24 protein-coding genes are annotated in these 26,537 nt (G+C 69.3%); 15 read left to right on the plus strand and 9 right to left on the minus strand.

What is annotated here, in order from left to right; translation table 11 throughout:
* Window positions 1-64: 64 nt before the first annotated feature.
* The gene (locus ACF1AJ_RS15815; RefSeq protein WP_391508206.1) at window positions 65-1,447 is read right to left on the minus strand and encodes an alpha/beta hydrolase; all 1,383 of its coding nucleotides are present in this window, start codon (window positions 1,445-1,447) and stop codon (window positions 65-67) included.
* A gap of 81 nt (window positions 1,448-1,528) precedes the next feature.
* On the opposite strand from ACF1AJ_RS15815, the gene corA reads away from it, so the two are divergent.
* Window positions 1,529-2,497 carry a magnesium/cobalt transporter CorA gene (corA, locus tag ACF1AJ_RS15820; RefSeq protein ID WP_391508207.1) on the plus strand — a complete coding sequence of 323 codons (969 nt, stop codon included), beginning with the start codon at window positions 1,529-1,531 and terminating at the stop codon, window positions 2,495-2,497.
* Between the two features lie 7 nt (window positions 2,498-2,504).
* Here corA and ACF1AJ_RS15825 read toward each other — a convergent pair whose 3' ends face one another.
* Entirely contained in the window at window positions 2,505-3,191 is a 687-nt protein-coding gene (locus tag ACF1AJ_RS15825) for a TetR/AcrR family transcriptional regulator (protein WP_391508208.1), read from the minus strand.
* Between the two features lie 83 nt (window positions 3,192-3,274).
* On the opposite strand from ACF1AJ_RS15825, the gene ACF1AJ_RS15830 reads away from it, so the two are divergent.
* Genes ACF1AJ_RS15830 through ACF1AJ_RS15840 form a run of 3 tightly spaced genes read left to right on the plus strand, consistent with a single transcriptional unit; the run spans window position 3,275 to window position 7,532 of the window.
* Window positions 3,275-4,897, plus strand: a complete 1,623-nt coding sequence (locus ACF1AJ_RS15830) for an amidohydrolase (protein WP_391508209.1) — start codon at window positions 3,275-3,277, stop codon at window positions 4,895-4,897.
* A 46-nt stretch (window positions 4,898-4,943) separates the two neighbouring features.
* Window positions 4,944-6,335 carry an APC family permease gene (locus ACF1AJ_RS15835; RefSeq protein ID WP_391508210.1) on the plus strand — a complete coding sequence of 464 codons (1,392 nt, stop codon included), beginning with the start codon at window positions 4,944-4,946 and terminating at the stop codon, window positions 6,333-6,335.
* A gap of 60 nt (window positions 6,336-6,395) precedes the next feature.
* Complete coding sequence (locus ACF1AJ_RS15840) at window positions 6,396-7,532, plus strand: class I SAM-dependent methyltransferase (protein ID WP_391508211.1); 1,137 nt, start codon at window positions 6,396-6,398, stop codon at window positions 7,530-7,532.
* Window positions 7,533-7,541: 9 nt separating this feature from the next.
* Here the strand turns inward: ACF1AJ_RS15840 and ACF1AJ_RS15845 are convergent, their stop codons facing one another.
* Window positions 7,542-8,441 carry a glycerophosphodiester phosphodiesterase gene (locus tag ACF1AJ_RS15845; RefSeq protein ID WP_391508212.1) on the minus strand — a complete coding sequence of 300 codons (900 nt, stop codon included), beginning with the start codon at window positions 8,439-8,441 and terminating at the stop codon, window positions 7,542-7,544.
* A 259-nt stretch (window positions 8,442-8,700) separates the two neighbouring features.
* Between ACF1AJ_RS15845 and ACF1AJ_RS15850 the strand changes: the two genes are divergently transcribed.
* The gene (locus tag ACF1AJ_RS15850) at window positions 8,701-10,224 is read left to right on the plus strand and encodes an APC family permease (RefSeq protein WP_391508213.1); all 1,524 of its coding nucleotides are present in this window, start codon (window positions 8,701-8,703) and stop codon (window positions 10,222-10,224) included.
* 11 nt (window positions 10,225-10,235) lie between these two features.
* Here the strand turns inward: ACF1AJ_RS15850 and ACF1AJ_RS15855 are convergent, their stop codons facing one another.
* Complete coding sequence (locus tag ACF1AJ_RS15855) at window positions 10,236-11,177, minus strand: hypothetical protein (RefSeq protein ID WP_391508214.1); 942 nt, start codon at window positions 11,175-11,177, stop codon at window positions 10,236-10,238.
* The gene (locus ACF1AJ_RS15860) at window positions 11,174-11,803 is read right to left on the minus strand and encodes a MerR family transcriptional regulator (protein WP_391508215.1); all 630 of its coding nucleotides are present in this window, start codon (window positions 11,801-11,803) and stop codon (window positions 11,174-11,176) included. The genes ACF1AJ_RS15855 and ACF1AJ_RS15860 overlap by 4 nt, the downstream gene beginning before the upstream one ends.
* 89 nt (window positions 11,804-11,892) lie before the next feature.
* Between ACF1AJ_RS15860 and ACF1AJ_RS15865 the strand changes: the two genes are divergently transcribed.
* Entirely contained in the window at window positions 11,893-12,474 is a 582-nt protein-coding gene (locus ACF1AJ_RS15865) for a dihydrofolate reductase family protein (protein ID WP_391508216.1), read from the plus strand.
* Window positions 12,475-12,505: 31 nt separating this feature from the next.
* Here ACF1AJ_RS15865 and ACF1AJ_RS15870 read toward each other — a convergent pair whose 3' ends face one another.
* Both ACF1AJ_RS15870 and ACF1AJ_RS15875 read right to left on the minus strand, forming a co-directional pair.
* Window positions 12,506-12,850 carry a hypothetical protein gene (locus ACF1AJ_RS15870; protein ID WP_391508217.1) on the minus strand — a complete coding sequence of 115 codons (345 nt, stop codon included), beginning with the start codon at window positions 12,848-12,850 and terminating at the stop codon, window positions 12,506-12,508.
* A 9-nt stretch (window positions 12,851-12,859) separates the two neighbouring features.
* The gene (locus ACF1AJ_RS15875) at window positions 12,860-13,645 is read right to left on the minus strand and encodes an HNH endonuclease family protein (RefSeq protein ID WP_391508218.1); all 786 of its coding nucleotides are present in this window, start codon (window positions 13,643-13,645) and stop codon (window positions 12,860-12,862) included.
* A 220-nt stretch (window positions 13,646-13,865) separates the two neighbouring features.
* Between ACF1AJ_RS15875 and ACF1AJ_RS15880 the strand changes: the two genes are divergently transcribed.
* The 4 genes from ACF1AJ_RS15880 (at window position 13,866) to ACF1AJ_RS15895 (ending at window position 18,811) form a co-directional block, all read left to right on the plus strand.
* Window positions 13,866-14,921 carry a hypothetical protein gene (locus ACF1AJ_RS15880; protein ID WP_391508219.1) on the plus strand — a complete coding sequence of 352 codons (1,056 nt, stop codon included), beginning with the start codon at window positions 13,866-13,868 and terminating at the stop codon, window positions 14,919-14,921.
* A gap of 26 nt (window positions 14,922-14,947) precedes the next feature.
* Complete coding sequence (locus ACF1AJ_RS15885) at window positions 14,948-15,337, plus strand: hypothetical protein (RefSeq protein WP_391508220.1); 390 nt, start codon at window positions 14,948-14,950, stop codon at window positions 15,335-15,337.
* Window positions 15,338-15,525: 188 nt separating this feature from the next.
* The gene (locus ACF1AJ_RS15890; protein ID WP_391508221.1) at window positions 15,526-17,679 is read left to right on the plus strand and encodes an ATP-dependent Clp protease ATP-binding subunit; all 2,154 of its coding nucleotides are present in this window, start codon (window positions 15,526-15,528) and stop codon (window positions 17,677-17,679) included.
* A gap of 67 nt (window positions 17,680-17,746) precedes the next feature.
* Window positions 17,747-18,811: a zinc-dependent alcohol dehydrogenase family protein gene (locus ACF1AJ_RS15895; protein WP_391508222.1), complete on the plus strand. Its 1,065-nt coding sequence runs from the start codon at window positions 17,747-17,749 to the stop codon at window positions 18,809-18,811.
* A 96-nt stretch (window positions 18,812-18,907) separates the two neighbouring features.
* Here the strand turns inward: ACF1AJ_RS15895 and ACF1AJ_RS15900 are convergent, their stop codons facing one another.
* On the minus strand, window positions 18,908-19,498 hold the full coding sequence (locus ACF1AJ_RS15900) for a nitroreductase family protein (RefSeq protein WP_391508223.1): 591 nt from the start codon (window positions 19,496-19,498) through the stop codon (window positions 18,908-18,910).
* Between the two features lie 170 nt (window positions 19,499-19,668).
* On the opposite strand from ACF1AJ_RS15900, the gene ACF1AJ_RS15905 reads away from it, so the two are divergent.
* From ACF1AJ_RS15905 to galU, 5 genes are all read left to right on the plus strand, one after another.
* Complete coding sequence (locus ACF1AJ_RS15905) at window positions 19,669-20,070, plus strand: hypothetical protein (RefSeq protein WP_391508224.1); 402 nt, start codon at window positions 19,669-19,671, stop codon at window positions 20,068-20,070.
* Between the two features lie 451 nt (window positions 20,071-20,521).
* Window positions 20,522-22,054: a glycosyltransferase family 2 protein gene (locus ACF1AJ_RS15910; RefSeq protein ID WP_391508225.1), complete on the plus strand. Its 1,533-nt coding sequence runs from the start codon at window positions 20,522-20,524 to the stop codon at window positions 22,052-22,054.
* Window positions 22,047-23,534, plus strand: coding sequence for a glycoside hydrolase family 26 protein (locus ACF1AJ_RS15915; protein WP_391508226.1), 1,488 nt, complete (start codon window positions 22,047-22,049; stop codon window positions 23,532-23,534). The genes ACF1AJ_RS15910 and ACF1AJ_RS15915 overlap by 8 nt, the downstream gene beginning before the upstream one ends.
* Before the next feature lie 21 nt (window positions 23,535-23,555).
* Complete coding sequence (locus ACF1AJ_RS15920; protein WP_391508227.1) at window positions 23,556-24,956, plus strand: UDP-glucose dehydrogenase family protein; 1,401 nt, start codon at window positions 23,556-23,558, stop codon at window positions 24,954-24,956.
* A gap of 106 nt (window positions 24,957-25,062) precedes the next feature.
* A complete protein-coding gene (galU, locus tag ACF1AJ_RS15925) occupies window positions 25,063-26,103 on the plus strand; it encodes a UTP--glucose-1-phosphate uridylyltransferase GalU (protein WP_309854586.1) in 1,041 nt (346 codons plus the stop codon).
* Between the two features lie 81 nt (window positions 26,104-26,184).
* On the opposite strand, the gene ACF1AJ_RS15930 is transcribed toward galU, so the two are convergent.
* Entirely contained in the window at window positions 26,185-26,517 is a 333-nt protein-coding gene (locus tag ACF1AJ_RS15930; protein ID WP_391508228.1) for a hypothetical protein, read from the minus strand.
* Window positions 26,518-26,537 lie beyond the last annotated feature (20 nt).

Raw genomic sequence — 26,537 nt, forward strand, 5'->3', positions numbered from 1 at the left:
GGAGTCGCGGCGAGGAAGGGCGCCCATGACCTCCGTTTCGCCGGGCGCAAAGCGCCGGACCGGCTCAGTCGTCGAGCGACGCGCGCGGCCGGCGCAGCGTCACACCGCGGCGGGCAAAGAACAGGGCGAGCGTGATGATCAGGAACACCGCGAGCACCGACAGGTCGACCATTGCGACCGTCCCGCCGACCGCCGCCGCCTGCGTCAGACCGCACGCCCGGCCGGTCTGGTCCGCCGAGCAGAGGAACCGGTCGCCCTGGCCTGTCGCGCCGGCCTTCACCCACGGTCCGATCAGCTGGTTGTAGCCGGTGGCCAGGCCTTTCACCAGGGTCGGACCCGAGTGGCCCTCGCCGGGGACCGCCCAGTAGGTGACCTTCCAGCCGGCGTTCTCGGCGGCAGTCGCCGTGTCCTCGACCTGCTGCCGGAAGTGCGGGTCCTCCGCACCGGCGACGAAGATCCCGACCGTCGGCTGGGGGTAGTCGTTGGCCGCGAGGATGTTCACGGGCCAGGTCTTCTCGTACGCCACCTGGTCGCCGCCGAAGTAGCGGTCGCGGGTGACGGCCGGCCGGTACTCGCCCGGCTTGTCCGGCCCGGACACGTCGATGACCGCGCCCCACTTCTGCGGATACTTCGCACCGAGGTATGCCGCGCACTCGCCGCCGTGCGAGAAGCCGGCGATCACCCGGTCGGCGCGGTCCGGCGACGCAGGGAGGTTCGCGTCGATCCAGGCGGGGACATCCTGCGACAGGTAGGTGTCGAGCTTGCCCCCGGGGGTGTCGGCGCATGGCGGGTTCTTGTCGACGGCGCCGAGTTGGTCGACGACGAGCACGAACGGCGCCTGGTCGAGCCGCTGCTGCCCGAGGCTGTGCAGCGCATCGAGCGTGGCGCCGAGCGTCGGGTTGCCGGGCTGCCCCATCATCATCTCGACGACCGGACGCGTGCCCGACGGGTCGCGCAGCCAACCGGGCGGCACGAACAGGTGCGCGGCCCGCGCCTCGAAGCCGGACCGGGTGGCCGGGATGCGCACCGCCAGCTGGTAGCCCTCGGCGAGGGTCTTCGCCGTGATGGGGATGCTGCGGCCGGCGACGATGGGCCGGGCGAACGCCGGCTGCACGGCGACCCCGACCACTCCGACCGTCAGCACGACTGCGACCGCGGCGACAGCGATGCGCACACCCCGCCGTCCGGCGGACTGCAGCGCATCGCCGATCGCGAGCGGCAGCACGGTCGCGGCGAGCAGCACGGCGAACCAGCCGACGCCGGTCAGATCCGGGCGCGGGAGCAGGACGACGCCGAGCACGACGACGGCGAGTCCGACGAGCTGCCCGGCGATCACCGCGATGACGGTCGCGGTCGCGCGGAACCTCCAGGCCCGGCGCGCGAACCGGTACGCCGGGTACGCGCCGACCACGACGAGGGCGGCGGCGAGCCAGGCGAGCGCGGACATCCTTGTCAGTCTAGGTGCGCCCGCGTCCGCGGTCCGGGAGGGGCCCGCTTCGGGCGTACGGTTGCTCAGGAAGGAGGCGCGATGATCGTCGACAACGCCGTATACGTAGACGGCATCCGCACCGATCCGCCGTCTCTCGAGGAGACCAGCGAGACGGTGCGCGATCGCGGAGGCTTCGCGTGGATCGGGCTCTACCGGCCGAATGAGAGCGAACTGGCCGCCGTAGCGAAGGAGTTCGATCTGCCGCCGCTCGCCGTCGAGGACGCCCTCTCCGGTCACCAGCGCGCCAAGATCGAGAAGTACGGCGACATGCTCTTCGTCGTGCTGCGACCGGCCAGCTACGTCGATGAGACGGAGAAGGTCGAGTTCGGGGAGGTGCACGTCTTCCTCGGCGACGACTTCGTCATCACGGTCCGGCACTTCGAGACACCCGATCTTGCGCGCGTCCGCAAACGGCTCGAGGGTGACGCCGCGCTGCTGGCGCACGGTCCCATCGCGGCCCTGTACGGCATCCTCGACGAGATCGTGGACGAGTACGCGCCCGTCGTCGCCGGGCTCGAGGACGACATCGACGAGATCGAGGATCAGCTGTTCTCCGGCGACCGCGGGGTGTCGCGGCGCATCTACGAGCTGTCCACCGAGGTGATGCACTTCCAGCGCGCGGTGGACCCGCTGAAGGATGTGCTGCGCAGCCTGCGCGAGGGGCTGATCGCTCACGAGGCCGACGAAGGGCTGCGGGATGCGTTCCGCGACATCGAGGACCACGTCCTTCGCGTCACCGAGCGCGCGGACGGCTTCCGTCAGATCCTGCAGAACGCGCTCAGCGTGCACACGGCGCTCGTGGGCCAGCGGCAGAACGACGAGGTGAAGAAGATCTCCGGATGGGCGGCGATCCTGTTCGCCCCGACCCTCGTCGGCACGGTCTACGGCATGAACTTCCGCGTGATGCCCGAGCTGCACTGGGCGTTCGGCTACCCGTTCGCGCTCCTGCTGATGGTCGGGATGGGCGTCGGCCTCTACGTCGTCTTCAAGCGGAAGGGCTGGATCTAGCCCCGCGTCATCCCACCGCCACGCGAACACGCTCGTAGCGCGCGCGCAGGCCGTCGAGGAGGGCGGAGAGCCCGGTCTCGAAGGCCGCATCCGCCGGCGCGGTCGCGGTCGCGTCGAGTGCGCGGGCGCGCGCCGCGTATGCCGAGGCGAACGACGGGACCTGGTCCTGTGCTCCCGACGGGTCGAACATGTCGGCGGGTGCGACGGCGTCGAGCGCCGACCCGAGGATGAACGACTCGACCGCGACAAGCGTCGGCAGTACCTCGGGCTCGGGCCAGCCCGCGCGCACCATCGCGGCGACGACCGTGTCGTACATATGCATCGTACGCAGCGCGCCGGTGAGCGGGAGGATGGCGAGGAGCGCGATCGTCGGCGGGTGGGTGGCGAAGGCGAGGCGATACGAGTGCGCCCAGTCGAGCATCGCGGCGTCCCACGGGAGCGTCTCGAAGGCACTGACGTCGATGCGGTCCGAGATGAGCTCGCGGACGCCGGCGATGACGTCCTCCTTGCCGTCGACGTGGTTGTAGAGGGCGCTGGGCCGCACGCGGAGCGCCTGCGCGAGCCGCACCATCGTGAAGCCGTCTGCGCCCGATTCGTCGAGCAGTCGGAGGGCGGCCTCCGCGATGAGATCACGGGTCAGCACGGTCGTCTTCGGGCGCCCCACTCGACGCGCCGGGCGATCGATCTCGGCCATCCTCTTCCCCTCCGGCTCGATCACACCCTAGTATCTGACGAAATAAAAGAACGCCGTTCATTTATCCGTAACACGGAGGTTGCATGAGCACGACCGTCTTCACCGGTGGCACCATCCTGAGCAGCTATCGCTCCGACGCCGTCGAGCACACCGCGGTCGCGGTCGAGGACGGGCGCATCATCGCCGCCGGCGCCGAGGCCTTGGCCCTGCGCGACACGGCGGACGAGGCGGTCGACCTGCTCGGCGGCGTCCTCGCGCCCGCGTTCGGCGACGGTCACGCGCATCCCCTGCAGGGAGGACTGGAGAAGCTTGGGCCGCAGGTGCGGAGCTGCGCGTCGGTCGACGAGATCGTCGCGTGCGTGCAGGAGTGGGCGGACGCGCATCCCGAACAGGAGTGGATCTACGGCGGCAGCTACGACGCGACGCTGGCGCCTGAGGGGATGTTCGACGCGCGCTGGCTCGACGCCGCCGTCCCCGACCGGCCGGTCGTGCTGCGGGCGTGGGACTACCACACGGTGTGGGTGAACTCCGAGGCGCTGCGCCGGGCCGGGATCGACGCGAGCACGCCCGAGCCGGCGCTGGGCCGCATCCCGCGCCGGGCCGACGGGTCTCCGCTCGGCATCCTGCAGGAGCCCGGGGCCGTCGACCTCCTGATCCCCGCCGAGCCCGGCCGGACGCACGACGAGCGCGTCGAGGCCCTGCGGCTGGCGACCGCCGAGTACGCCGACCTCGGGATCGCCTGGGTGCAGGACGCCTGGGTCGAGCCGGCCGAGGTGGAGGCCTACCTCGAGGCGTCCGCACGCGGGCTGCTGTCGACGCGGGTGAACCTCGCCCTGCGCGCCGATCCCGTGCGCTGGCGCGACCAGGTGCCCGAGTTCGTCGAGTCTCGCCGCCGCGTCGAAGAGCTCGACGACCCGCTGCTGACCGCGGGCACCGTGAAGGTCTTCGTCGACGGCGTCATCGAGAACCACACCGCGGCGATGCTCGCCGACTACACCGACACCCCCGGAGACCGCGGGCTCCCCAACTGGGATGCGGCCGAGCTCACCGCGGCGGCTGTCACGTTCGACAAGCTCGGCTTCCAGTTGCACCTTCACGCGATCGGCGACGCGGCGACGCGGACCGCCCTCGACGTCTTCGAGGCGGTCGAACGCACCAACGGCGCACGCGACCGCCGGCCGGTGATCGCGCACGTCCAGGTCGTCGACCCGGCGGACCTCCCCCGCTTCGAGCGCCTCGGCGTCATTGCGAACTTCGAGCCGCTCTGGGCGCAGCTCGACTCGATGATGCTCGACCTGACCATCCCGCGCCTCGGACCCGAGCGCGAACGGCTGCAGTACCCCATCCGCACGCTCCTCGAATCGGCGACCGTCTCCTTCGGGAGCGACTGGCCCGTCAGCAGCGCCGACTGGCGGCCCGGCGTCGCGACGGCGGTCACCCGCCAGACCGAGCAGCGGATTCCGGAAGCCGGATGGACCCCCGCCGAGCGCATCCCGCTCACCGACGCGCTGGAGGCCTACTCCTCCGGCGTCGCCCGCCAGGCCTTCGCGCAGCATGCGCGCGGTGAACTGCGTCCGGGGTCCTCCCCGGACCTGGTCTGGCTCGACACCGACCCGCGTCACGTGGACCCGCACGACCTGCGATCCGTCCGCGTACTCGGAACCTGGGTCGCCGGCGTCCGCCGCGCGACCACCGTACGGAGCTGATACCCACCCCCGATTGCACCACTCCATCCCAGAGAGGCAGCACCACATGACCACGACCGACCTGCCGCCCCAGCCGCGGCTCAAGAGGGCGCTCGGCCCGACAGCCCTCGTGCTGTTCGGCCTCACCTACCTCGCCCCTGTCACCGTCTTCACGACCTATGGCATCGTGACGCAGTCGACCGACAACCACCTGCCCTCCGCCTACGTCGTCGCGCTGGTCGCGATGCTGTTCACGGCACTCAGCTACGGCGCGATGGCGCGTGCGTTCCCGGTGTCCGGTTCGGCGTACACGTACACCCAGCAGACGTTCGGCGGTCACGTCGGCTTCCTGACCGGGTGGACGCTGATGCTCGACTACCTGTTCCTGCCGATGATCAACTTCCTGCTGATCGGGCTGTACCTCAACACGCAGTTCCCGGACGTCCCGGGCTGGGTGTTCGCGCTGGCGTCGCTGCTGCTGGTGCTGCTCTTCAACGTGCTCGGAATCACCCTGGTCAACCGGCTCAACGTCGCGATCGTGGCTCTGTCGGTGCTTCTCGTGGTCGTGTTCGCTGTGCTCGCCATCAAGGAGCTGCTGACCAACCCGTCGTCCGAGACGCCGAGTCTGATCGAGCCGTTCCTGCCCGGCAAGGGCGGCCTGGGTCCGATCTTCGCGGGCGCCGCTGTGCTCGCCCTGTCGTTCCTCGGCTTCGACGCGGTATCGACCCTGTCGGAGGAGGCGAAGAACCCGAAGCGCGACATCCCGCGCGCAATCCTGCTCACCACTCTCATCGGCGGCGCGATCTTCATCGTCGTCTCCTGGCTGGGCGCCCTCGTGTACCCGGACTGGCGCGACTTCGCGGAGGTCGACTCGGCCGGCGTCGACCTGATGGCCAAGGTGGGCGGCACGTTCTTGACGTCGTTCTTCGTCGCCGTCTACGTGGTCGGCGCGTTCGGATCGGGAATGACGACCCAGGTCAGCGTCTCGCGCATCATCTACTCGATGGGCCGAGATGGGGTGCTCCCGCGCATTTTCGGCACGCTCCACTCGCGGTTCCGCACGCCGTGGGTGGCCGCGCTCGCGGTGTCCGTCGTGTCGCTCCTGGCGCTCGTGCTGACCCTGGATCAAGCCGCGACGATGATCTCGTTCGGCGCGCTGGCGGCCTTCTCGATGGTCAACCTCTCGGTGATCAAGCACCACCTGTTCCCGAAGGGCGGGCGCACCGCTCCCTCGGCGGGCGAGCGGGTGCGCTACGGCGTGCTGCCCGCGATCGGGTTCGTCCTGACCGTCTGGCTGTGGACGTCGCTCACGGCCACCACCTTCATCGTTGGCCTGTCGTGGATGCTCGTCGGTGTGATCTACCTGGCCGTCCTGACGCGCGGATTCCGCCGTAAGCCGCCGACGATGGACTTCTCGGAGAAGGAGGAGCTGGAGCAGGAGGCCGCCCGGGCCTCCTGAGCCCCTCCCCTGATCCGCGCGGGGTCACGCCCTCCGGTCGCCTCTGATTGACTTGGGGGCGTGACCTCCGCGACGCCCGACTTCCCGTATGACCGCCTGCGGCGGTGGCCGGACGTCGAGGCGCCGAACCTGTTCGCCGCGGACGCCGCCGACCGCCTGCTCTCGGACCTCGCCGGCGATGCGGTGCTGCAGCCGGGTCTCGTGGTGTTCGGCGACGGTTACGGAGCGCTGACCCTCGCGGCCGCCGCTCGCGGCGCCCACGACATCCGCGTGCACCAGGATGCCCTGACCGGTGAGCGCGCCCTCGACGCGAACGCCGCCGAGCTGGGGCTCAGCGGCACGTACGAGCACCGGCCGCTCGATGAGACGCTCGTGCGCGGAGCGCGCACCGTCCTGCTCCGGCTGCCCCGCAGCCTGGACGCCCTGGCCGAGATCGCGACACTGATCGCCGAGCACGCGCGGGCTGACGTGGTCGTCTACGCGGGCGGAATGCTGAAGCACATGACCACGGCGATGAACGACGTGCTCGCCGAGGTCTTCGGCTCCGTGGAGGCGTCACTCGCGCGCCAGAAGGCGCGGGTGCTGACCGTGCGCGAGCCGCATCCCGCCGCCGCCACCGTGCTCGACCGCTGGCCGGAGCGCGCCCGCGATGCAGCCACGGGGCTGTGGGTGTGCGCGCACGGGGCGGCGTTCGCGGGCGCGTCGATCGACATCGGAACGCGCTTCCTGCTCGGCGTTCTCGATGCGGCCGTCCCGGAGGCGCGCACGGCGATCGACCTCGGCTGCGGGACGGGCGTGATCGCGTCGGCGCTCGCCGTTGCGCGTCCCGGCCTCCGCGTCATCGCCACCGACCAGTCGGCGGCTGCGGTCGCGTCGGCCGCCACGACGGCGACGGCCAACGGCGTCGCGGAGCAGGTCGCCGTCGCCCGGGATGACGGGCTGTCGTCGCAGCCGGACGCCTCGGCGGACCTCGTGGTGCTGAACCCGCCGTTCCACATCGGAGGAGCCGTCCACACCGGGATCGCGCACCGGCTCTTCGCGGAGGCGGGCCGGGTGCTGGTTCCGGGCGGTGAGCTCTGGACGGTGTGGAACTCGCACCTCGGCTACCGCGCGGCGCTCGAGCGCGCGGTCGGCCCGACGCGGCAGATCGCCCGCAACCCGAAGTTCACGGTCACCGCGTCGCGCAAGCCGGCCTGACGGGACGTCTCAGCTGCGCAGTACCTCGCGGACGCCGGAGACGACCATCCCCCCGGCGCCCAAGCCGAGGGCCTTGTCGGCGGCCGCACGCGACGGGACGATGTGCGCGAGCACCGGCTTGCCGCTCCCGGTGAAGGTCCGCCAGGCGTCCTCGCCGCCGTTGTAGTCGAGCCCGAGCCAGCTCCAGCGCTCGGCGGTGGAGGCGAACAGCTGCGGGTCGGAGGCGAGTTCCGCCCCGTAGTAGTACCCCCAGGTGCGGAAACCGCGGCCGCCCGCATCGACGGGCCACTCGCGGGCGGTGCAGTAGCCCTTGGCGACGAACGTGTTGGTTGCATGGTCGACCGTCGCCATGAGCGCGAAGAGCTCACCGAAGTGCTCGACGGGGACCACCTTCGGGTCGACGAAGATCGTGTGCGTCGCGGCATAGGCGGCGATGAGCTCCTCGAAGCGAAGGTATGGCTGCGGAGCCTGGCGTGGATCGTTCGTTTCGGCGGCCGAGATGCGGTGCTGCCGGACCTCCTTCCAGGTGTGCTCCGCCGCGACGAATCCGGACGTGCCCGAGGTGCGGTCGAGCGTCTCGTCGTGCAGCCCGAACCAGACGCCGTCCGACGTGCGGGCCAGCGAGATCTCGAGCGCGTTGACCCCGGCCGCCACCGAGTTGCGGTACGCCTCCATCGACATCTCCGGCCAGTCGAGGGAACCGCCGCGGTGGGCGACCGTGAAGCCCTTCCGCTCGATGAGACGGTCGACCAGGAGGCCGTCCTCCGACCCGCGGAAGATCCGCGGAACGACATACGCACCGCCCGCGACGGCTGCCGCGCCGAGAACACCGCCGACGACGCCGCCGATGAGGGCTCTCCGCGAGACGCGTCGGGCAGGCGGGGCGGCGGTCTCCTCGTCGTCGGGCATGCGCAACCCTAGGCATCCCGGTCGTCGCCGATCAAGCGACCCGCTCGGGGGGTGGAGCATGGTGTCGAGCGGGAAAGGCAACCCGTTCCGTTGCGGATTTGGATATTCACAACGTTTTCAGGGTGCGATCAGTAAAACGGCAACCGAATCCGTCGTCATTCGCTTGTCCTTCAGGCCGGATGTTGCTAACGTCCCCCTGTCGCACACCGACGTCGCGCCCCCGCCCGTCGACCAGCGACCCTCGAAGCCAGGGAGAGCAATGACGCAGACCAGTTCCCGGCCGGACGCCTCGCACGGAGGCGACGCCGACCACCACCGGGGAGACCACCACGCCCTCGCGGCCGACGGCGTGAGCGCCGCCGGATCCATCGTGATGGCCGTCGCGGGCAGCGCACCCGCCTACTCGATCGCCGCGACGACGGCGACCCTCGTCGGGGCCGCCGCCCTCGGCGCTCCCGCAGCGCTGCTCTGGTGCGGCATCCCGATGCTCGGCATCGCCTGGGCGTTCCTGTACCTCGGACGGCTCGACGTGAACGCGGGCGCCGCCTACTCGTGGGTCGCACGGGCGCTGCACCCCATCCTCGGCTTCCTCTCCGGCTGGGCGCTGGTCATCTCGGCGACGATCTTCATGGTCGCGGGAGCGCTGCCCGCCGGGGCCATGACGGTCACGCTGTTCGCTCCGGAGCAGGCCGAGAACGTTCCGCTCATCACCGGTGTCGGCGCGCTCTGGTTCCTCGTCATGGCGGCGTGCGTACTGTTCGGCGTGCACGTCACCGCGCGGGCACAGTGGATCATGTCGGTCATCGAGGTGGGCATCCTCGTGCTCTTCGCGGTACTGATGATCGTGCGGGCCGCCACCTCGGCTCACGCCGGACCGTCGTTCTCGTGGGACTGGCTGGGCTTCCAGCACCTCACCGGCCAGGGAGTCTTCGTGTCGGCCGCGCTGGTCGCGGCCTTCTACTTCTGGGGCTGGGATGTGTCCGCCAACCTCAACGAGGAGACGAAGGACGGCCACAAGAACGCCGGGTCGGCCGGCATCATCGGTGTCATCATCGTCTTCCTGCTGTTCGAGATCTTCACGATCGCGACGCTGGTGATCCTGCCGCAGAAGACGATCGAGGAGCACAGTGCCAACGTGCTGTCCGTGCTCGGCGACGCCGTGTGGCCGGGCATCGGCGGAAAGGTGCTGGTGATCGCCGTCGCGCTGTCGACCATCGCGACGCTGGAGACCACGCTCATCCAGGTCACCCGGACGCTGTTCTCGATGGGACGCGACAACACCATCCCGAAGGCCTTCGGCCGCATCCACCCGAAGTGGCGCACGCCGGCCTTCGCGACGCTCGTCGTCGTCGGGGTGTCGATCGTGCTGTTCGTCGGATCGAACTTCGTCGGCAACGTCGGCGAGATCATGAACAACGCGATCCTGTCCATCGGCATCCAGATCGCGTTCTACTACACGCTCGCCGGAGTGGCCGTGGTGGTCGCCTACCGGAAGGTGCTGCTGAAGTCGGTGAAGAACTTCCTCCTCATCGGGTTGTGGCCGGCGGCCGGCGCGGTGTTCATGGGCGTGATGTTCGTCATGGGGATCGTGCAGAACTTCCAGGACGACGCGATCGTCGTCAACATCCTCGGGCTCGGGCTGATCGTGCTCGGTGTCGTGCCGATCGTGCTCTTCTACCGCAAGGCGCGCGGGTACTACACGCGGCGCCCGCTCGAGCTCCCCGACGAGCTCGACGCCGCTGCCCCCGCGAACGTCGACGACCGGGACCCCGCCGCTCGCTGACCCCCCGGCGCTCAGGCGGGGGCGACGGTGGGGGACGGGAGGGGACGCGGGCGGAAGGTGAGGATGGCGGCGGCGGCCAGGAGCGCCGCGACGGCGATCGTCCAGCCCGCGGCGAGGAAGGCGCCGTCCGGACGGACGATCGACTGCCCCGCGAGCGCCTGCACGGTGACGAGAGGGAGCACGGCCGCGTAGGCGGCGGTCGCCACGACGACGAGGCGCGTGCGCACCCGGTCGTCGGCCAGGGGATGCCAGCGCCGGCCGAGCCACCCGAGCAGCACCGCGAGCAGCGGCAGCAGCTGCAGGGCGTGCATCCCGATGAAGTGCGGGATGCGCAGGTCGCCGCCGACGGTACTCCAGCCCAGCACCGGGAGTCCCGGTCCGCCGTCGGCGAGTCCGACAGTGTGGGCGCCGGCGATGCCCCGGAAGTCGGCCAGCTGTGCGGCGGTCGGCCCGGTCATCAGGTAGGCGAGCCCCATCCCGGCCAGCGCGAGCAGGGCGCCGGCGCGCACGGCGAGGGTCGTCGACCGCGTGCTCAGCCGCAGGAAGAACACCGCGATCGTGGTGACGAACGTGCACACGTAGAGCGTGGTGATGGAGATCGCCATGACGCCCCAGACCGCGCTCGCGAGAGGCGTCGAGACGTTGAAGTGGCTCGTCGTCCCTGCGGCGGCGGCACCCACGATCAGCACCTGCTCGACGATGAGAGCGACGGCGACGACGGTCCCTGCGGCGTGCGCGATCCGGCGCCACCGCGGCAGGTGTGCGATGAGCCAGGCCCAGGTGACGCTGTACAGCAGGATGGAGAGGGAGAACTTGAGCGGCTTGGCCCACGCCTCCATACCGGTGATCTGGCGCGGGTCGACCAGCAGTCCGACGAGGCAGACGATCGTGCTGACGATCATCAGAGCGGCCACCGTCATCAACGGACGGTGCCAGGCGAAGACGGCCTTCATGAGCTTCTTCTTCTTTCTTCGGTGACGACGGCCTGCGCCATACGACGCAGGCCGAGCGAGAGGGTGTCGCCGAGCACGGTGCCGATCACCATGAGCTCGGTCATGCGCGACGGGTCGGGCAGGGTGGCGACCGCACCCAGGTCGGCTTCGGCGTGGATGCGGGCGGCGGCGGCGTAGCGGTCGAGATAGTCGTCCGGGAGAGGGAACCCCGAGCCGGCGAACGCGTCGATCACGCGGGCGGCGATCTCGCGGCCGATGTTGTCGTCGCAGTCGGTCCATCCGGCGCGGGCGGCTAGCGCATCCACTCGCGCGAGTGCCTCGGGCGTCGGTTCGGCGACGTCCGAGACGGCGGAGCGCGAGAGCGCCTGCTGCGCGACGTCGAAGGTGTGGGCGATGGGGGCGCCTGGCTCATCCAGTGCGTTCAGGATGGTCTTGACGGAGGCGATGGACAGCTTGCCCACCTCGAGCATGGCGCGGATCAGCCGCAGCCGACGCTGGTGCTCCTCGCTGTAGATGGTGCGGTTGCCGCCCACGCGTTCGCCCGCGGGCAGCAGCCCTTCCCGCACGTAGTACTTGATCGTGGCGGCGGGAGTCGAGGAGCGTTCGGCGAGTTCGGTGATCAGCACGGCCTGATAGTAACACTACCGGTAGTGGCGCTACCAGTGGGGGAATGGATCAGGCGCTAACGTGGGAGGACCCGAGGCGAGGAGACATCGTGGGCAAGACCGTGCTGTACGCATCCGTGTCGGTGGACGGCTTCATCGCCGACGCGGACGACCAGCCCGGGCCGCTGTTCGACTGGTTGCTGGGCGGAGACGTGCCGTTAGACGACAGCGGCGTGTTGAAGGTGTCGCAGGCCTCGTACGACTACGTCCGGCCCTACTGGGACGGGATCGGAGTGACCATCGTCGGTCGCCACGTCTTCGACATGACGGACGGGTGGGACGGGGTGCCGCCGGGCGGCGTCGAACACGTCGTCGTCGTGACCCACCGGGGCCGGCCGGAGGGCTGGTCCCCCGACGCCCCGTTCACGTTCGTCGACGGCATCGAGGCGGCCATGCGCACAGCCCAAGGACTCGCAGGGGACCGCGTGGTCGAGGTCGCAGCGGGAGCTGTCGGCGGCCAGGCGCTCGCCGCGGGTCTGATCGACGAGGTCCGGATGGATGTGGCACCCGTCGTGCTCGGCGCCGGGAAGCGCTTCTTCGGGTCCGTCGCAGCGCAGCATCTCCTCGAGGGACCGGAGGACGTCGTCCAGGGCGACGGCGTGCTCCACCTGCGCTACCGCGTGCGTCGGTGACGATGCGCTGATCCGGAGCCGGACGCCCGCGTCACGCCTCGTCGTGCTTGCGGCGCGACGGCGAGTCGAGCAGGGACAGGACGAAGAGCAGCGCCAGCAGGGCGAAGATGCTGAGCGCCGCGATGAGGTCGCTCCAGGTGAAGGGGATGAGCGCGCCGTCGATCGAGAGGACGAAGACCGTCTCGACCACGCCGAACGCGATGAAGAACAGTCCGAGCAGCACGCGGGTCGTCCGGATGTTGCGACCACGGCGGTGCACCTCCACGCGCCGCAGCTCCACCATCAGGGTCAGCAGCAGCAGCGGCAGCACCTGGGCCAGGGTCGCGGCCGTCTGGCTGTCCATCAGCACCACGCGCAGGTCGGCCGGATCCACCATGGCGACAGGCTACCGCCCCGTCGGCGTCGTGGTCCCCGGCTGGGGCACCATCATGGGCGCGCATCCCGCCAGGATGCGGTCGATCGCGTCGTGCTCGGCCGGTGCGACCCACAGGTGATACCGGGCCTTCACGGCGACCTGCGCCGCCACGTACTCGCACCGGTACGGCTTCACCGGCGGAAGCCAGGTGGCCGCATCCCCGTCGGACTTCTTCGCGTTCGTCGGCCCGTCGACCGCGACGAGGTTCAGCGGATCGTTCGCGAGCTGCCGCCGTTGCTCGAAGGTGAGCTGCTGGGCGCCGGTCTGCCAGGCGTTGGCGAGCGGTACGCGGTGGTCGATCTGCACCTCGGCCGAAGTCGCGACGCCGCGGCGGAAGCTGATCGTCTTCCCGGTGTACGGGTCGTGGAGGGTGCCGGAGGTGACCTTGCAGGGGCCGTCCCGGACGATGTCGGTCAAATCGCGGGCGAGGATGAGGTCGCGCGTCGAGCACGCCTGCCCGGGCAGATCCCACGCCGGTCCGAAGTCGCCGACCCGGTCGTACCCCGTCTTCGGCGCCTTGCCCTTCACTGGGAGCGTGGCCAGCAGCGCTCGGGCGTCGATGGACCCGGCCGGCGCCGCCGACGCTGGCGCGGTCGCCGGCGGAGCCGACAGCGCTGACACCGGCGGAGTCGCAACCGTGCCCGCCGGCTCCGCGGCGCTCACGACGACGGAGCACCCGGCCAGGAGCAGAGTGGCGGCGACAAGCGCGGAGGCGGACAGCCTCCGCCTCGTCCGTTCTTGATCCGTCTGGCGCACGAGATGCGATCCTATGGGCCGCCTCCGACACCGGGCGGCGGCACGCCAGGGGTCGACGCGAAGCGTTTCCCGAGGGGGGACGATCGCGACCCGTTCAGGCGCCAACGTGGAGCGATCTGTCCGGTGTGACCGCTATGGGCAGGTCATGCGGCTCGCATGATACGTTCCGATATGGCATGAAGAATATGATGACTTTGTTGTCAGAGTGGAGAACGTTCCGATGAAGGTGAGGCAGGACCGGAACGCGTTGGAGCAGACCCACATCGGTGTCCGGAAGTCGGCCGACACCGTCCGAGAGAACTGGAGCGGCGTGGCCGCCCGGGCCGCCGCCGCTACCCACGAGGCCCTCCTTGCCAGTATTCTCGCCAAACGCGCTGCGCTCGAGAGTGCGCTCTCCGCTTGCCAGGCGTACCAGGACGCGCACGAGGACGTGAAGGATCGGGCGCGGGTCTGGGTGGAACAGCTGGCCGCGGCCCGCCAAACGATCGGTTCGGCGAACGCCATGGTCACGGGGCCACTGACTGCACCGGGCATGGGCGACCTGATCGCGTTGGCGACACGGAGCAAGACCGCCGCCCTCGCGGAAGAGGCGGAGGCCTTGGCTCGACTCAAGACGTTGTACATGACCAGAGTCGAAGCGCGAGCGGCGTTCCGTGCCGCGATCAGCGATATCATCGACGCGTCGGCAATCAGCGCACGCGTGATCGACAAGCAGAAGCCACATCCCCAGCCGAAGCCGAACAACTCGACGCCCTGGGAGCTCGGACAGCAGTGGCTGACCGGAACCGGGCCGCGTCACCAAGAGTTCACCGACGACGATCCCTTCACCATGATGCTGCGCGAGCACGACCACGTCAGAGCAGTGGAAGACAGACTCCGGAAAGCTTTGAAAGCAGGCACACTTCGTGTGGGCGAGATCCCGGAGGACTTCTCGTACCATTTGGGCGGCGCTGACGGGGCCGGAAAGTACGTGGCGGACTACTCCACTCTTGCCACAGGTGGGGCAACGGGGAACCTTGCGGTGACTTTCTTGGGATCCTACGAGCTCCATCCCGAGGTGCTGTCGATCAACCCTGATGGAAGCGCGACGGTCCGATTTGTCGTGACCAACGAATCGGACATCCAATCGGCTACTCATCCCCCCGTGATCGGCTATACGGACTGGTGGAGTCAGCTAATCGGGAACCCTCTCGACTCGGTGTTCAAACACCTGGGACCGATGGCGCCGACGAGTCAGACCATCACCTGGACCGAACCAATCCGGCCGACGAAGTGACGTACAAGCGCACGTGCTTCGGTGTCATGGCACTGGTGTTGATGGCTGTTCTTCTTGTTGGTTGTAGTGTTCAGTCGGTCCATCGCACGGACGTGATCGGGTTGTGGAAACATCCTGCGGACACGAGTCAATCGGTCGATATTCGGCAGGACGGAACGTTCTTGATTCGCAACGTCTCGAAGGGGGCGCTCAGCGGTAAGGCTCCTGCCGCGTCGGCCCCGTATACGCAGATCGGCACGTGGCAGCTCGAGCGGCATCGCGGAAGCCACAGGTCTTACCTCTTGTTGCTGGGGGTGGATGGCTCCGATCATTCCTTCATCTCCACGTTTGAGATCGTCGGCTCTGGCGCGAGTCTTACCATCTACTTGCCGCTCGGCGGTCGCTATGAAGGGCGGCGATTCGAGTTCACGCGGTGAGGTGCGCACGAAACGCGGCGCATCCTCGGCCTTCCCGTTAGCGGCCCTGGCGCGACGTCGCTTTCCACCCGCAATTCGTCGTCCGCCGGGGGCCAGCTTTCGGCTCAGAAATCGGAATATCCCCTCGCCGATCAAAGTTGAGCCTAGTAGACTCAAGTTTGCCCACAGAGAACTGGGAAAGGAACCACATGGCGAACATGCAGGGTGCGCCCTCCACGCAGGAGGAGGCGAAGAGCGCTCTCGAACAGTACGGCGTGAACCTCACGGAGATCGCCAAGAGCGGCAAGCTCGACCCGGTCATCGGGCGGGATGCCGAGATCCGGCGTGTCAGCCAGGTGCTGACCCGTCGCACTAAGAACAACCCCGTGCTCATCGGCGAGCCCGGCGTCGGAAAGACCGCGGTCGTCGAAGGCCTCGCCCAGCGCATCGTCGCGGGGGATGTGGCCGACTCCCTCAAGGGGAAGCAGCTGGTCGCACTCGACCTCTCCGCGCTCGTCGCGGGAGCGATGTACCGCGGGCAGTTCGAGGAGCGGCTGAAGGCCGTCCTCAAGGAGATCAACGACGCCGAGGGCCGGATCATCACCTTCGTCGACGAGCTGCACATCCTGATGGGTGCAGGCGGCGGGGAGGGTTCGGTCGCGGCCTCCAACATGCTGAAGCCGATGCTCGCCCGCGGTGAGCTGCGCCTGATCGGCGCGACGACCCTCAACGAGTACCGCGAGTTCATCGAGAAGGATGCGGCCCTCGAGCGGCGCTTTCAGCAGGTCTACGTCGGCGAGCCGTCCGTGGAGGACACCGTCGCGATCCTCCGTGGGCTGAAGGGCCGCTACGAAGCCCACCACGGCGTGACCATCGAGGACTCCGCCCTCGTCGCCGCCGCATCCCTCTCGAACCGGTACATCACCGCCCGGCAGCTGCCGGACAAGGCGATCGACCTGATCGACGAGGCCGCCTCCCGGCTGAAGATGGAAATCGACTCGGCGCCGGTCGAGATCGACACCCTGCAGCGCCAGGTCGAGCGCATGAAGCTGGAGGAGTTCGCCCTCAAGAAGGAGAAGGACGACGCCAGCAAGGAGCGCCTCGCGCAGCTCCGTGAGCGCCTTCACCAGCAGGAGGACGAGCTGGAGGAGCTGCAGGCCCGGTGGCGCGCCGAGAAGGCATCGCTCAACCGCGTCGGCGAGCTGCGGTCGCAGCTGGAGGAGGCCAAGACCCGGCGAGACGTCGCCCTGCGCGACGGCCGGTACCAGGAGGCGTCCCGCATCGAGTACGAGACCATCCCGGGCATCGAGCGGGAGCTTGCGGAGGCCGAGCAGGCCGAGCACGAGCACCCGCGCATGGTGAACGAGCAGGTCACGGCCGACGACATCGCCGCCGTCGTCGCGGCGTGGACCGGCATCCCCGTCGACCGCCTCACCCAGGGCGAGACCGAGAAGCTGCTCAATCTGGAGCACGAGCTGGGCCGCCGCATCATCGGTCAGAAGAAGGCCGTGCAGGCGGTGTCGGATGCGGTGCGCCGCACCCGCGCGGGCATCTCCGACCCCGGGCGCCCGACCGGCTCCTTCCTGTTCCTCGGCCCGACCGGTGTCGGCAAGACGGAGCTCGCGAAGGCCCTCGCGGCGTTCCTGTTCGACGACGAGAAGGCCATGGTCCGCATCGACATGAGCGAGTACGGCGAGAAGTTCTCCGTCTCGCGGCTCGTCGGCGCCCCTCCCGGATACGTCGGCTACGAGCAGGGCGGTCAGCTGACCGAGGCCGTTCGTCGTCGTCCGTACTCGGTGATCCTGCTCGACGAGGTCGAGAAGGCGCACCCGGAGGTCTTCGACGTGCTGCTGCAAGTGCTCGACGACGGCCGGCTGACCGACGGCCAGGGCCGCACGGTCGACTTCCGCAACACCATCCTGGTGCTCACCTCGAACCTCGGCAGCCAGTTCCTCGTCGACCCGACGTTGAACCCGACCGAGCGCGAGGAGGCGGTGCTTCAGATGGTGCGGCAGGCGTTCAAGCCGGAGTTCGTCAACCGACTGGACGACATCGTCGTCTTCTCCGCCCTCACACAGGAGGAGCTGGGCGAGATCGTCGAGCTGGGCATCGACCACCTGATGCAGCGCCTCACCGAGCGGCGCCTGGAGCTGGCGGTCACCCCGGACGCCCGGGCGTGGCTGGCCGAGCGCGGGTATGACCCGATTTACGGCGCCCGTCCGCTCCGCCGGCTGATGCAGCGCGAGATCGAGGACCGTCTCGCCACCGCGCTGCTCGCCGGCGAGGTGCGCGACGGCGACCTGGTCCGGGTCGACCTGGATCGCGATGCCGACCACCTGACGGTCGCGGCCGTCCGCGAGTAGTACGCACGACGAAGGGCCCCCACCCGATCCGACGATCGGCTGGGGGCCCTTCGCGTAGGCTCGAACCATGCGTGCTGCTGTCATCCACGGAGAGCGCGATGTGCGCCTCGAAGACGTCCCCACCCCCACCCTCTACACCGGTTCGGGCTCCGACGGCCTCGACGCCGTCGTCCGCGTCGTCGCGGCCTGCGTCTGCGGCAGCGACCTGTGGCCCTATCGCGGCGTGACGCCGACGGCCGAGCCGCGGCGGATCGGTCACGAGTTCGTCGGAGTGGTCGAGGAGGTGGGCGAGAACGTCCGCACCATCCGGCCGGGCGACTTCGTCATCGCGCCGTTCTACGACTGCGACATGACCTGCGTGAACTGCCGCAACGGCGTCAGCACGTCGTGCCTGCACGGCGGCTGGTGGGGCGCCCAGGACCGCATCGGCGGCTTCGCGGACGGCGGCCAGGGCGAGTACGTGCGCGTGCCGCACGCCGACGGGTCGCTCGTCGCCACCCCCGAGTACCCGCGCGCCGAGCTCATCCCGAGCCTGCTGACGCTGTCGGATGTGATGGGCACCGGGCACCACGCCGCGGTCTCCGCCGGAGTCACCGAGGGGAGCACGGTCGTCGTGGTCGGCGACGGCGCCGTCGGGCTGTGCGCTGTGCTGGCCTCCGCGCGGCTGGGCGCGTCGCGCATCGTGGCCATGTCGCGGCACGAGACGCGGCAGGCGCTCGCGCGCGAGTTCGGCGCGACCGATATCGTCGCCGAGCGCGGCGACGCGGGTGTCGCGGCGGTCAAGGAGTTGTTCGACGGGATCGGCGCGGACTGCGTGCTCGAGGCCGTCGGAACGAAGGAGTCGATGGACCAGGCCATCCGCTCGGCCCGTCCGGGTGGCATGGTCGGTTACGTCGGGGTTCCGAACGGCGGCCCGGAGCTGCCGGTCCGCCCGCTGTTCCAGAGCAACATCGGCGTCAACGGCGGGGTCGCGCCCGTGCGGAACTACGTGGAGGACCTGCTTCAGGACGTCTGGTCGGGCGCCATCGAGCCGGGTCGCGTGTTCGACCTCGAGGTGCCGCTGACCGACATCGCCGAGGCGTATGCGGCGATGGATGAGCGCCGGGCGATCAAGACGCTCGTGCGCCCGTAAGGGCCGCCACAGTAGGGTCTGACGCAGACAGAACGGCGCCCGCCGGAGGATGAACACATCCCGGCGGGCGCCGTGTCGTTTGCGGTCCGGAGCGGATCAGCCGTGCACTTCGGCGATCTCGTCGAGCGGGCGGCGGCTGCGCGGCGCGGCCTCGCGCGTCCGCAGCGGCTCAGGCAGCGTCTCGGCGTCGCCGAGCACGCCCAGTGCGGTGACGGAGACCGGCACGAAGCGCTCGCCGAGCTGGAAGGCCTCACGCAGCGCCTCGGCGTCGAAACCGCCCATCTGGTGCGCGTGGAGCCCGTCGTGGTGGGCCTGGATCGTCAGGTGCGCGACGGCCTGACCGAGGTCGTAGGTCGCCCACCGGCGCTCCTTGCCCTCCTCGTCGACGACCTCGGCGGCCGCGACGATCAGGACGGCCGCGGATCCGGCCCACACGGTGTTGAAGCCGGCCAGGTTGGCGACGATCGTGTCGAAGGCCTCGGTGCCGCGCCGCGCGACGATGAAGCGCCACGGCTGGGTGTTCGCGGCCGACGGCGACCAGCGCGCCGCCTCGAGGGCGGAGCGCAGCGTGATGTCGTCGATCCCGATCGAGGGGTCGAAAGCGCGCGGGCTCCAGCGCTCGGCGAGTGCGGGGAGCAGCGGGGCGGACGTCTCGGCGACGCGCGCGGTGGCTTCGGCGATGGACATGGAACTCCTCCAGGGTGTTCGTTCAGGATCTCTCGGCTCCATTGCCTGGCTATGTCCATGTAAACGCATCGGATCCGAGGAAATTCCCGCTGTCTATCCGCGGCGGCATGGCGCACGGGATGCTGTGCCCGACCGCAGGTTTGGGCGGTTCAGACCGAGAGGTGGATGCGATGTCCGAGGTGCAAGTCCGTTCCGGATGGGTGGGGTGGGCGCTGTTCGCAGCGGTGCTCCTGCTCATCGCCGCGATCCTCGACGTGTTCTACGGGATCGTCGCCCTGCTCGGGCCGTCGACCGGGTATTTCGTGTCGTCGTCGGGCATCCAGACGTTCAGCCTCACGGCGTGGGGATGGTGGTCGATCGTGCTCGGCCTGCTCATGCTGATCGCCGGCCTGTCCCTCATGCGCGGCGCCCTGTGGGCCCGCATCTTCGCGGTGTTCATCGCGGCTCTCCACGCCATCGGGCAGCTGATCACGTTTCCGGCCCAGCCGTGGTGGTCGATCGCGATGGTGACCGTCGACCTCCTCATCATCTACGCGGTGACCGTGCACGGAAGGGAACTGCGGCGCAACTGACGGCGCAACCGACCGGGGGGAGACAGGGGGCGAACGCCCGTCGGCACACCTGCCGACGGGCGTTCCGTGTGAACGGCACATGTCGCACGTGTAAAAGTTCGTAACATTCAGAAAGCCCCCCGACGACCCTCCTCCGGGGTACAAGATTCACGCATCCCGGGCGTGCCGCGCTTCACCCTGGGGTGAAGTCGACATGCGTGCATTTCTGGCTGCTGATCGGCCTCTCTATCTCGCGACTCTCGTTGAGAGGTGCTCATCACGGATGCCCTCCCGGCTGTCCGCGTGTCTGCGGACACCACCCCGAGGGGGACGACGCGACACGCTTAGGATGCCCGTTCCACCCCCACTTGCGGGGGCGCTCCCACGCCCCGTAGAACTGACCTCACCCGAACCCGACCAGATCCCCAGTGCTGTGGATGCCACCCCCACCCCACCGTGAGAGGTCCCGTCCGTGTTCATCTTCCTGTTGCAGCTCCGCCACATGCTGGGCGGGCATCCCGAGTTCTACCTCTTCGCGATCTACTCGGCGCTGATCTGGGTCATCTGGATCGTCAAAGTGCTCATGTCCCGCCGCTACCGCGCCTACACCGGCGAGTTCACCGGCACGACCAGCGTGGTCGTCCCGGTCGTCGACGAGCCGCTCGACCTGTTCCGCGACGTCCTCGGACGCATGGTCGAACAGAAGCCGGGCGAGATCATCGTCGTCATCAACGGCGCCCCCAACCCCGAGCTCGCCGAGGTGTGCGAGGAGTTCGCGCCGCTGGTGCGCTGGGTCCACACGCCCATTCCGGGCAAGCGCAACGCCGTCATGATCGGCACCAAGATGTCGACCGGCGAGATCACGGTCCTCGTCGACTCCGACACCATCTGGACCGAGGGCACGCTGGCGGAGCTCGTCAAGCCGTTCGCGGACGACCGCGTCGGCGGCGTGACCACCAAGCAGCGCATCCTGGAACCCACCCGCAGCTGGATCACCCGTTGGGCGGACTGGCTGGAGAACTCGCGGGCCCTCTACTCCATGCCCGCGCAGAGCGTCGTCGGCCAGATCGGCTGCCTCCCCGGCCGGACGATCGCCTTCCGCCGCTCGATCCTGATGCGGGTCATGGACAAGTTCATGACCGAGAAGTTCCTCGGCGTCTTCCTCGAGGTCTCCGACGACCGGACGCTGACGAACCTCACGCTGAAGGAGGGCTACCGCACCGTCTACCAGCACACCAGCCTCGTCTACACGGACGCCCCGCTGAAGGTGAAGAAGCTCTTCAAGCAGCAGCTCCGCTGGGCGCGCGGCAGCCAGTACAACACCCTCCGCATGCTCCCGTGGATGCTCGGGCACGCCCCGGTGCTGGCGTTCTTCTTCGTGATGGACATCATCCTTCCGTTCATGCTGGCCGGTGTCATCGGCGGCTGGATCTACCGCTCGATCACCGGCGGCGGCTACAACTTCTACGAGGGCTTCCTGAAGTCCTACGGGATCGAGGGCGGCATCCTCACCGTCGTGGCCCTGATGGTCGCGTCGTCGGTGATCAGCATGTCCATCCGGCAGATCCGCCACCTCTCCGAGAAGCCGAGTGACTTCTTCCGCCTGCCGGTGTTCATCATCGTGTCGACGTTCTTCCTCATGCCGATCCGCCTGATCGGGTTCTTCCGGATGGCGCACGCCAGTGGATGGGGCACCCGCGCCGGCGCCTATGCCGGCGGTCCCGCGGAGATCAGCTCCGAGGAGGAGATCGCGGCGCACGCCACCGCGGCCGCTCCGTCGGGTCACACGCCCGCCCTGCTGCCGGACTCCGTCGGCGGGATGACCACCGCGACGGCCCTGGCCACCCGCACGCAGCTCGCCACGCGGGCCGAGGTGAAGGCGGCAGCGTCCGCTCCCGCCGCCAAGCCCGCGAAGGCCAGCCGCCGCAAGCTCAACCCGCTCGCCGCCATCCCGTACCTGATCGGAATCGCGATCCTGACCCTGGAGGCTCTCTTCCTTGTCTGACCAGACCGCCCCCGCACGGGCCGCCGCCTGGTGGTCCCAGTCCAAGTCCCGCTCGCAGGCGACCGCCGTGGCCGCCCTCGTGCTCACGGCCGTCCTCGTCGGGATCTCCGCCTACGTCTGGGTGTCGCCGACCGGCGCTCCGCTCCGCAAGGCCGTCGACCAGGCGGCGACGGCCGTCACCCCCTTCGCGGCCCAGAACGCCGAACTCAAGCGCAATCTCGACAAGGCCACCGAGACGATCGCCTCGCAGAAGGGCAAGCTGACCGCGCTGCAGAAGGCGACCCTCGCCGCCCAGGCCGCTGCCGCCAAGCAGCTCGCCACCGCCCAGCAGAAGGCCGCAGCAGCCGAGAGCCAGCTCGCCAGCGTGAAGGCGCAGCTGTCCGCCGCCCAGGCGAAGGGCACCTCCGGCTCGACCGCGTCGGGCTCCACCGCGTCCGGTCACAGCGGCTCCGGTTCGTCCGGGTCGTCCGGCGGAGACGCCGCCGCCCCGATCACCGCGCCGGCCCGCGCCGACCTGGTGAACCCCGCCAAGCGCTACTACGGCATGTACACCGAGCAGGCCCCGTTCAACTGGGCCACCTTCGACGCGACGAGCTCGAAGGTCGGCGTCTCACCCAACATGGTCGGCTACTTCAGCGGCTGGGATGAGACCTTCCGCGCCAACGCCGTCACCCGCTCGTGGCAGCAGGGCAGGATGCCGATGATGACCTGGGAGTCGCGGCCCATCGACGCGGGCAACGACACCGTCAACGCGCCGGCGTACTCGCTGCCGAACATCATCCGCGGCGACTTCGACTCGTACCTGCACCAGTACGCCAAGGACATCGTGGCCACCGGCCTGCCGCTGGCGATCCGTCTCGACCACGAGATGAACGGCGTCTGGTACCCGTGGGCCGAGACCGACGGTCAGGGCAACTCCATCAACGGCAACAGCGCGGGCGACTACGTGAAGATGTGGCGCCACGTCCACGACGTCTTCCAGCAGGAAGGGGCCAACAACCTGGTCGTCTGGGTCTGGGCGCCGAACATCGTCAATAACCTGCCTGCCGCGCACAAGGCGCCCGGCTACCTCCAGTCGCTGTACCCGGGCGACGCGTACGTCGACTGGGTCGGACTCTCCGGCTACCTGCGCCCGCCGTACAAGCCCGACAACGACTTCAGCTTCGACTACACGTTCAAGACGAGCCTGAACGAGCTGCGCTCCATCACGAGCAAGCCGATCATCCTCGCCGAGGTCGGGGCGTCGGAGACGGAAGGCCACAAGGCCGCCTGGATCACCTCCTTCTTCCAGGCGCTCGCGAAACCGGAGAACGACGACATCATCGGCTTCTCGTGGTTCAACCTCGCGGTGACCAGCTACGTCGAAGGCGTCCGCGCCACCAACGACTGGCGCATCGACTCCCGGGCGGACTCGCTCTCCGCCTTCATCACCGGCCTGACCAGACCTGAGGACGACTTCGCCCTCACTCCCGCTCTCTGACCACCAGAAAGGACGATCGCCATGACCGCTCCCAAGAAGTCCAAGGACCAGCCCGCTCCCCGCATCAGCGTGATCGGCACCGGCTACCTCGGCGCCACCCACGCGGCCGCCATGGCCGAGCTCGGCTTCGACGTCGTCGGCGTCGACACCGACCCGCGCAAGGTCGAGGAGCTGAAGGAGGGACGCGCTCCCTTCTTCGAGCCCGGCCTCCCGGAGCTCATCCGCCGGAACGTCGCCGCCGGGCGCCTCACGTTCACGACCGACCTCGCCGAGGCCGTCGCCGTCTCCGATGTGCACTTCATCTGCGTCGGCACGCCCCAGCAGTCGGGCTCGTTCGCGGCCAACCTCTCCTACGTGGAGGCTGCGGCCCGCGGCATCGCCGAGCACCTCACCCACGACGGGCTCATCGTGGGTAAGTCGACGGTGCCGGTCGGGACGGGCGCGCGGCTCCGCGCGATCATCGCGGACGCCGTGCCCGCAGGGATCGACGTCGAGCTCGTCTGGAATCCTGAGTTCCTGCGCGAAGGCAAGGCGGTGGACGACACCCTCTCGCCCGACCGTCTCGTGTTCGGAGGAACCTCCGCGAAGGCCGAGGCCACCCTCCGCCGCATCTACGAGAAGCCGATCTCCGAGGGCTGCCCGGTCCTGGTGGCCGACCTGCCGACGGCGGAGCTGGTGAAGGTCAGCGCCAACGCCTTCCTCGCCACGAAGATCTCGTTCATCAACGCGATCGCCGAGGTCTGCGACGCAGCCGGGGCGGATGTCTCGCTGCTCGCGGACGCCCTCGGCCACGATGTGCGGATCGGCCGCCAGTTCCTCAACGCCGGCCTCGGCTTCGGCGGCGGGTGTCTGCCGAAGGACATCCGCGCTCTCATGTACCGCTCCAACGAGCTTGGTGCGCACGCGGCGGTCGGCCTGCTGCAGCAGGTGGACGAGATCAACATGGGTCGCCGTCAGCGGGTCATCGACCTGGCTCTGAAGGCGCTCGGCGGTTCGGTGCTCAACCGTCGCATCGGCGTGCTGGGTGCGGCCTTCAAGCCGCACACGGACGACGTCCGCGACTCGCCCGCGCTCAACGTGGCGGCGGCACTGCACCTCCGCGGTGCACAGGTCGTGGTCTACGACCCGCAGGCCCGCGAGACCGCCCAGCGGCTCTATCCGACTCTCGGGTATGCCGACTCGATGGAGGAGGCCCTCACCGGAGCCGACCTGACGGTCGTGCTCACCGAGTGGGACGAGTTCACGACGGCCGACCCTGCCGCCCTGCGTGAGCTGGTCCGGGGCCGGACGGTCATCGACGGCCGCAACTGCCTCGACGCCGCCGCGTGGAACCGCGCCGGGTGGAGCGTGCTCGCGATGGGCACCGTGCCCGAGCTCGCCCCGCTGGCCGACGACCTCGCCGCCCTCGCCCCCGTCCGCTGACCCGACCCCGTCCCCACCTTTCGTCGAGGTGCACGTCGTTGCGCAGTCGCACGGCGTGTCGACCGCAACAACGTGCACCTCGGCGAGGAAGACAAGGAGAACGACCATGACCAGTTACGTGACGAAGGCGGTTATTCCGGCGGCGGGATTGGGAACGCGCTTCCTGCCCGCGACCAAGGCCATGCCGAAGGAGATGCTCCCGGTGGTCGACAAGCCGGCCATCCAGTACGTCGTCGAGGAGGCCGTCACCTCGGGCCTCAACGACGTGCTCCTCATCACCGGCCGCAACAAGAACGCGCTCGAGAATCACTTCGACCGCAACGCGGAGCTCGAGGACGCCCTCGAGAAGAAGGGCGACCGCGACAAGCTGCTCAAGGTCAGCTACTCCACCTCGCTCGCCGACATGCACTACGTGCGGCAGGGCGACCCGAAGGGCCTCGGGCACGCGGTGCTCCGCGCCAAGATGCACATCGGGCACGAGCCGTTCGCCGTGCTCCTCGGTGACGACATCATCGATGCCCGGGACCCGCTGCTCGCGCGGATGCTCGAAGTGCAGCACGCGCTCAACACGACCGTCGTCGCCCTGATGGAGGTGCCGCCGGAGTCCATCCACCTCTACGGCGCCGCCGCGGTGGTCGAGACGGACGACGAGGATGTGGTGCGCATCACCGGCCTGGTCGAGAAGCCCAGCCGCGAGAACGCCCCGTCGAACTACGCGGTCATCGGCCGGTACGTCCTGCGGCCGGAGATCTTCGACATCCTGGAGAAGACGGAGCCGGGCAAGGGTGGAGAGATCCAGCTGACGGATGCGCTCGAAGGGCTCGCGACCGCTCCGGCGTGGACGGGCGGCGTGCACGGCGTCATCTTCCGCGGCCGTCGCTACGACACCGGCGATCGGCTCGACTACCTGAAGGCGATCGTGCAGATGGCCGTCGCTCGGGAGGATCTCGGTCCCGAGCTCCTGCCGTGGCTCAAGGAGTTCGCTATGAACGCAGGGCCGGCAGAGACCGCGCCGATCCCGACCTTCCCCGCGCTCCCGGTCGCCGTTCCTGCGCCAGCCGCGGCCGCCGCGCCCAAGCCTCGGGTCAAGACCGCGGCCGCCAAGGTCGCTCCGACGCGCGAACTGGTGCCCGCTCCCGTCGCCTGACGGCCAAGCGCGCCTTCGCATCGGCCCGAGCCGTGACCACTATCACGACTCGGGCCGAGTCGCGCACGCGTCGCACGTCGGCTAGTCGAGACCCAGTCGCTTGAGCGTGTGCTTCTCGCTGTGGCCGGGGTCGGTCTCGATCTCGTCGATCGCGATCGGGATGCTGGGCCCGACCGCCAGCCAGACGAAGCCGTCGCGGTGCACCAGCGGGACGAGATCCGTCGTCCCGTCGCGCAGCAGCGTCCTGACGCGCTTGAGCAGCGCGTAGCCCTCGGACGGCTTGGTCACGTAGGTCTTCCGCCGATAGTGGATGACGTGGGCGACGGTCTTCGCGCTCAGCCCGGCGATCTCGCTCTCGGTCAGCGCTTCCGCGGCCGGGCTGTCGGCCAGGGACTCGGTTCGGGTGTCGGTCATGCGACGCACGGTACGCCGCC

It is taken from the genome of Leifsonia sp. NPDC014704 (genome assembly GCF_043083605.1).
Taxonomy (GTDB): domain Bacteria; phylum Actinomycetota; class Actinomycetes; order Actinomycetales; family Microbacteriaceae; genus Leifsonia.

Coding starts and splice junctions, on each gene's coding strand:
- galU (WP_309854586.1), top strand. CDS start 25,063: ATGACCAGTTACGTGACGAAGGCGGTTATTCCGGCGGCGGGATTGGGA.
- ACF1AJ_RS15885 (WP_391508220.1), top strand. CDS start 14,948: ATGGCACTGGTGTTGATGGCTGTTCTTCTTGTTGGTTGTAGTGTTCAG.
- ACF1AJ_RS15815 (WP_391508206.1), bottom strand. CDS start 1,447: ATGTCCGCGCTCGCCTGGCTCGCCGCCGCCCTCGTCGTGGTCGGCGCG.
- ACF1AJ_RS15880 (WP_391508219.1), top strand. CDS start 13,866: ATGAAGGTGAGGCAGGACCGGAACGCGTTGGAGCAGACCCACATCGGT.
- corA (WP_391508207.1), top strand. CDS start 1,529: ATGATCGTCGACAACGCCGTATACGTAGACGGCATCCGCACCGATCCG.
- ACF1AJ_RS15855 (WP_391508214.1), bottom strand. CDS start 11,177: ATGAAGGCCGTCTTCGCCTGGCACCGTCCGTTGATGACGGTGGCCGCT.
- ACF1AJ_RS15930 (WP_391508228.1), bottom strand. CDS start 26,517: ATGACCGACACCCGAACCGAGTCCCTGGCCGACAGCCCGGCCGCGGAA.
- ACF1AJ_RS15900 (WP_391508223.1), bottom strand. CDS start 19,498: ATGTCCATCGCCGAAGCCACCGCGCGCGTCGCCGAGACGTCCGCCCCG.
- ACF1AJ_RS15920 (WP_391508227.1), top strand. CDS start 23,556: ATGACCGCTCCCAAGAAGTCCAAGGACCAGCCCGCTCCCCGCATCAGC.
- ACF1AJ_RS15835 (WP_391508210.1), top strand. CDS start 4,944: ATGACCACGACCGACCTGCCGCCCCAGCCGCGGCTCAAGAGGGCGCTC.
- ACF1AJ_RS15905 (WP_391508224.1), top strand. CDS start 19,669: ATGTCCGAGGTGCAAGTCCGTTCCGGATGGGTGGGGTGGGCGCTGTTC.
- ACF1AJ_RS15870 (WP_391508217.1), bottom strand. CDS start 12,850: ATGGTGGATCCGGCCGACCTGCGCGTGGTGCTGATGGACAGCCAGACG.
- ACF1AJ_RS15845 (WP_391508212.1), bottom strand. CDS start 8,441: ATGCCCGACGACGAGGAGACCGCCGCCCCGCCTGCCCGACGCGTCTCG.
- ACF1AJ_RS15895 (WP_391508222.1), top strand. CDS start 17,747: ATGCGTGCTGCTGTCATCCACGGAGAGCGCGATGTGCGCCTCGAAGAC.
- ACF1AJ_RS15890 (WP_391508221.1), top strand. CDS start 15,526: ATGGCGAACATGCAGGGTGCGCCCTCCACGCAGGAGGAGGCGAAGAGC.
- ACF1AJ_RS15825 (WP_391508208.1), bottom strand. CDS start 3,191: ATGGCCGAGATCGATCGCCCGGCGCGTCGAGTGGGGCGCCCGAAGACG.
- ACF1AJ_RS15830 (WP_391508209.1), top strand. CDS start 3,275: ATGAGCACGACCGTCTTCACCGGTGGCACCATCCTGAGCAGCTATCGC.
- ACF1AJ_RS15850 (WP_391508213.1), top strand. CDS start 8,701: ATGACGCAGACCAGTTCCCGGCCGGACGCCTCGCACGGAGGCGACGCC.